The 4333-nt window shown below is 36.3% G+C and carries 2 protein-coding genes and 1 pseudogene; all 3 read left to right on the plus strand.

The annotated features are described in order from the left end of the window. Nucleotides 1-106: pseudogene (locus B9G53_RS29135) on the plus strand (DDE transposase); the annotation flags it as partial. Nucleotides 107-709: 603 nt separating this feature from the next. Beyond that, complete coding sequence (locus B9G53_RS18480; protein ID WP_176453266.1) at nucleotides 710-2728, plus strand: CHAT domain-containing protein; 2019 nt, start codon at nucleotides 710-712, stop codon at nucleotides 2726-2728. Between the two features lie 57 nt (nucleotides 2729-2785). Beyond that, complete coding sequence (locus tag B9G53_RS18485; RefSeq protein ID WP_094534948.1) at nucleotides 2786-4225, plus strand: lipopolysaccharide assembly protein LapB; 1440 nt, start codon at nucleotides 2786-2788, stop codon at nucleotides 4223-4225. Nucleotides 4226-4333 lie beyond the last annotated feature (108 nt).

A 4333-nucleotide genomic window follows, 5' to 3' on the forward strand; every position in this document is an offset into this window, starting at 1 on the left:
TAAAAGTCTGGTCAAAAACTTTGACAGAACTTTAGACAATGCTAATGCGAGAATTCATCTTTGCTTTATCAGGCTTATGCTTAAGCGCCTCGCTAAGGCTTCCTAAGATACCAAATGGGTTCTATACAGAGAGATAATCTAGACAGTACGAGAAATTAATAGACTTCTATCAACAATTCTTATGTTTGCCTATTATTACCTGATGGTATAGTAATCTTAATAATAGATTGTGAGAGTGAGTATTCTCCAAACATATAGAAGTTAGATAAAAATAAGGTTTGATACTATGAATGGGAAATTTAATAATTTGATTTTTGGATGGTTATTGTTATTGTGTATGCAATTGTTCATAAGCGAAGGAGTTACAGGTATAACAGAAGAAAAATTTGATTCAAATTTAAAGTCCGAAAGAATACAAACAAATCTAAAACAAAACGAATCTGTTGATAATCTAATAATAAATCAAATCAAGCGATATTTACTAATTAATAATATTTTAGTCAAAGATCATCAAAATCCTTTTAAATCTTTTCAAGGAAACTCTTTAATGCAGTTTTTAGATATTTTAAAAGACAAAAAAAATCCTTACAATATGACAATTTTTAAAATATTTACTAATGACAAATCACGTTTCGACAAAATTATAGAAGAATCCAAAAGATCATTATCAAGATTTCAGAAATCTGGCAATCTCATTGAGGAAGCTGAAATGACAAAAATGTTGGGAAACATTTATATTATCTATGGTGATTATAAAAAAGCAATTACATATCATATTCAATACCTGAAAATCATAATCAAATTTAGTAATATCCTGACATTTATGAAAGAAAAAGCTTCGATTAATTCTTTGATCGGACTCTCTTATTATTATCTCCAACAACATTCTAAATCGTTGGAATACTATCAACAAAGCTTATTATTTTTAGGTGAAGATATTATCGATGTGGATACATTAAGTAGTATTGGTAATAACTACTATGCTTTAGGTGATCTTGAGAATGCAGTCTCTGCTTATCAAAAAAGTTTAGATATGCTTAAGAAAAAAAAGAATCAAATATTATCTACTTTACCTCAAACTCTTGACTCGCTAATCATCAGAAATCCCGACAAAAAATATAAAGATTCTAGCTCAACTAAAGAAGCTATGTCTAAGGAATTATCGATAGATTATTATTATTCGATTATTTTCTGTAGAGTTGGAGGGATTAATTTAATAAGTAACATTGCTTATTTTTTAGAGAAAGAAAGAAAAATAGATTTTTCAATTTTAATGTATAAATATGCAATTTCTCAACTAGAAAAAGCTAGATATTTGATGTCAATTTCAGATGAACTAGCTGCATATCTTTTTATTAGTGAGTACTCATTCCTTTATCAAAGTCTTACCAAGCTATTACTTAATCACGGTAGAGTAATGGAAGCTTTACAAGTACTCGATCTATTAAAAGTTCAAGAGCTCGATGGCTATCTCAAAAACATCAAAGGCAACGGTAGAACCATAAAGGGAATTAGAATTTTAGAGTCTGAGGAAAAAATTTTCAGTAATTTATTATCTATTAGACTAGAGAAAAGCTCAGAAATCAATCGCCAACTTGCTAACCAGTTCCAACAACTTCCCAAATCAGAAATCAACAAAGTTCCCGACTACCTCAACCAAATCCCACAGGGAACCGTCTTACTCTATCCATTCATCCTAGGCGATCGCCTCGAAATCATTCTCTTCTCACCCAATAGCCTCCCCATCAACCGCACCGTCAAAATCTCCAAAGACCAACTCCAAGAATTAGTCACAGAATTTAGAGCAGGACTACAAAATAACGGCTACGCAGATGTCAAAATACCCGCCGCCAAACTCTACGATCTGCTGATAAAACCCATCGAAGCCGAACTAATCCAATTCAAAGCCGACACCATCCTTTACGCACCCGATGGACAACTGCGCTATGTTCCCCTCGCCGCACTCTATGACGGCAAACAATGGCTCATCGAGAAATATCGGATTAGCAACCTCATCGCCTATACCCTCACCGACTTCACCGCCAACCCCAAAACCCAACCCAGCATCCTCGCAGGAGCCTATGGCAACGGCAATCACAAATCTGGCGAAGCAACATTATCACCCTTACCAGCCACCATCAAAGAAGTCCAAGCGATCGCCAACTCATTCACCAACTCAGTTACCTTTATCGAAGACAAATTTAGTCGCCCAGCGATCGAATCGCAACTCAAAAACTATAACATTCTGCATCTCGCCACCCATGCCGAATTTAACACAGGTGTACCAGACAACTCCTTTATCATCTTCGGCAATGGCGATAAAATCCGCCTCAACGAAATCACCGATTGGCAAATTCCCAATATCAACTTAATCATCTTGAGTGCCTGTCAGACAGGACTTGGCAAACTCGGCGAAGGGGTCGAAATCTTAGGCTTTGGCTATCAAGTCCAAAAAGCAGGAGCCAAAAATGCGATCGCCTCGCTCTGGAAAGTCGATGATGCAGGAACACAAGCGTTAATGGAAGCATTTTATGGCGAACTAAAAAAAGGTGATGTCACTATTACTGAAGCATTACGCAGGGCGCAAATTGCGATGATTAAGAGCGATCAGAAAGGAACAGGTAGCGATCGCGCTGGAATTAGAATCGTGGGAACAGTGCCGAGTTCTTCGTCATTATCTCATCCCTACTACTGGTCAGCATTCTTTGCGATCGGCAATGGGTTATGAAGTAAAAATTGTTGCAAACTAACGCTAAAATTTTGATGCAGACTTAAAGGTGATGTTATGGTTTCGCGATTCTACTCACTTGCATTTATTTTTGCAGTTTGTCTATTAAACATAGTTTTGCCTCCTGATCTACCTTTTGTGACTTCTCAGGCTCAGGTTATACAGAACCGTAAAATAGAAGCAGAAAAGCTTCGCACGCAAGGGAATCAGTTATATACAGCACATCAATATCTCAAAGCATTAGAATATTTTGAACAAGCACTACAGATTTATCGAGAAATCCAAGATGTTAAAGGAGAGGGCATCACACTTGGCAGTATGGGCTTTGCTTATAGCCATATTGGTGAACATCAAAAGGCTCTCGATTATGCACAAAAATCGTTATCTATTGCTAGACAAATTGGTAATCCCTATGGAGAACAATATGGTTTAAATAATCTTGGTAGTACTTATGTCCGAATCGGGCAGTACTATAAAGCAATTAATCATTTTCAAGAAGCCCTAGCTATTGCTAAAAAAATTAATAATATTCATGGTCAATCAATGACATTGACTTATTTAGGGCATACCTATACTTTGCTCGGACAGTATCAAAAAGCAATTGATAATTATCAACAATCTCTAGATATTGCCAAACAAATCAGAAATTACTTGGGACAAGGCACTTTGTTTGGGGATCTCGGAAGGGCTTACACTAGGTTAGGGCAGTATGAAAAAGCAATTGAATATCACCAGCAAGCCTTAGAAATCTCTCAAAAGTTTAGTGCTAGTTATGCAGGAGTTGAGTTTCACAATCTGGGGAACTCATATCATAGACTAGGTCAGTATCAAAAGGCGCTCGAATACTTTCAGCAATCTTTATCTATTGCTAAGCAATTTGCTGATCGACAAGGTGAAGGATCAGCCTTAAACAATCTTGGCGATACCTATGCAAGTCTTGGACAGACTCAAAAAGCAATTGAATATCTTCAAGCATCCTTAGTGATTTCTAATCAAATTGACGATCGAGAAGCAGCAAGTGATTCATTCAACAATTTAGGTAATCTATTTGCCAAGCTTAACAAAGTAGAATTGGCTATTTTCTTTTACAAAAAATCTGTCAATACAAGAGAGTCACTTCGTAAAGATATTAGTGGACTTACTAAAGAAGAACAGAAGTCTTATGTGGAAACTTTCTCTGGAACTTATAGAACTCTTGCTGATCTATTACTTAAACAAGAACGTGTTATGGAGGCACTACAGATTCTTGATTTACTCAAAGTGCAAGAAATCGATGACTATCTCAAAAATATAAAAGGTAGCGATCGTATACTCCAAAGAGTCAGATTCCTCCAGCCTGAGCAAGCTATTAGCTCTCAGCTATTAACAATTAGCCTAGAGCAAATTCCAGAGCTTAATCGCCAACTGAGTAACCAAATTCAACAACTACCAAAATCAGAAATCAATAAAGCTCCTGATTATCTGCAAAATCTCCCAAAAGGGTCTGCACTTCTATAGAACCCATTTGGTATCTTACTCCCTTCCCGCTGTAAGGCATGGTAAAATATGAAATAAAAAGACAGTAAAAAAATGAACCAAAACGAAGCGCTTCTGAACAAGCCGTTA

This window comes from Pseudanabaena sp. SR411 (assembly GCF_002251945.1).
Lineage (GTDB): Bacteria > Cyanobacteriota > Cyanobacteriia > Pseudanabaenales > Pseudanabaenaceae > Pseudanabaena.

What these genes read in the sequence shown, in the direction of transcription:
- B9G53_RS18485 (WP_094534948.1), top strand. Translation starts at nt 2,786, where the DNA reads ATGGTTTCGCGATTCTACTCACTTGCATTTATTTTTGCAGTTTGTCTA.
- B9G53_RS18480 (WP_176453266.1), top strand. Translation starts at nt 710, where the DNA reads ATGACAAAAATGTTGGGAAACATTTATATTATCTATGGTGATTATAAA.